The organism is Gordonia sp. i37 (assembly GCF_002043085.1).
Classification (GTDB): domain Bacteria; phylum Actinomycetota; class Actinomycetes; order Mycobacteriales; family Mycobacteriaceae; genus Gordonia; species Gordonia polyisoprenivorans.
This window is the reverse complement of record NZ_MVPX01000005.1, coordinates 1-1,103: the sequence shown is the minus strand read 5'-3', so window position 1 is coordinate 1,103 and position 1,103 is coordinate 1. Positions and strand designations below refer to the sequence as shown.

At 70.9% G+C, this 1,103-nt stretch carries 1 protein-coding gene; it reads left to right on the top strand.

Annotation, left to right across the window (positions count from 1 at the left end):
* Window positions 1–1,085: N-acetylglucosamine-6-phosphate deacetylase (gene nagA, locus B1964_RS00120; protein WP_079928340.1), on the top strand; the 1,085-nt coding region annotated here is incomplete at its 5' end.
* Window positions 1,086–1,103 lie beyond the last annotated feature (18 nt).

Sequence of the window (1,103 nt, the reverse complement as noted above, 5' to 3'; positions counted from 1 at the left end):
CCCTGCCCGACCGCGAATTCCCGTACGCCACCATCGTTCCCGGCTTCATCGACATGCACGTGCACGGCGGTGGTGGCACCGGCTACACCGACGGTGTCGCCGAGGAGATCGTTGCGGCGGCGGCTTTTCACCGAACACACGGCACCACAACCACTCTCGCCAGTCTGGTGAGCGCTTCGCCGTCGGCGCTGCTCGATCAGGTCGCCGCGCTGCGCGAGCAGGTCGAGGCCGGAGTGATCGCCGGCATCCACCTGGAAGGGCCGTGGCTCTCGCACGCACGGTGCGGTGCGCACGATCCCACCACGCTGCGCGATCCGGACCCGGAGGAGATCTCCGCGCTGTTACGCGCCGGGGGCGGCGCCGTCCGCATGGTCACCATCGCCCCCGAACTCGACGGCGGTCTCGATGCCATTCGCCGTATTGCCGACGCGGGAGTCGTTGCCGCGATGGGACATACCGAGGCGACCTACGAGCAGACCCGCGCCGCAGTCGGCGCCGGCGCACGGGTGGGCACCCACCTGTTCAATGCCATGCGGCCGCTGCGCCACCGCGAACCCGGCCCGGTACTCGCGCTCCTGGGCGACGACCGCGTCACCGTCGAGCTCGTCGGTGACGGAGTGCATGTGCACCGCGACCTCGCGTCCTACGTCGAACGGGTCGCCGGTCCGCGGCGGATCGCGCTGGTCACCGACGCCATGTCGGCGGCGGGAATGTCGGACGGCTCGTATCGTCTCGGGGTGCTCGACGTCGACGTCACCGACGGTGTGGCCCGGGTCCGGGAGACCGGGGCGATCGCCGGCAGCACCGCCACCATGGACCTGCTGTTCCGCCGCGCCGCGCAAGGCCTGTCCGACGGCGGCCCCATCACCCGGGAGGCGTTGATCGCCGCCGTCGAGATGTGTTCGCGCACACCGGCCCGCGCGATCGGCCTCGACGGCGTCGGGGATCTACTTCCCGGATACGTCGCCGATCACCTCGTGATCGACGCCGATGCCCAGCTGGTGGAGGTCGTCGTCGGAGGGCGCCCCGGGTCGATGGTACAGACCGGTGATGGAGCCCCCGGATCGGTGGTCGCGTGCCGCTGAGCGGTAGGGTTCCCCAGA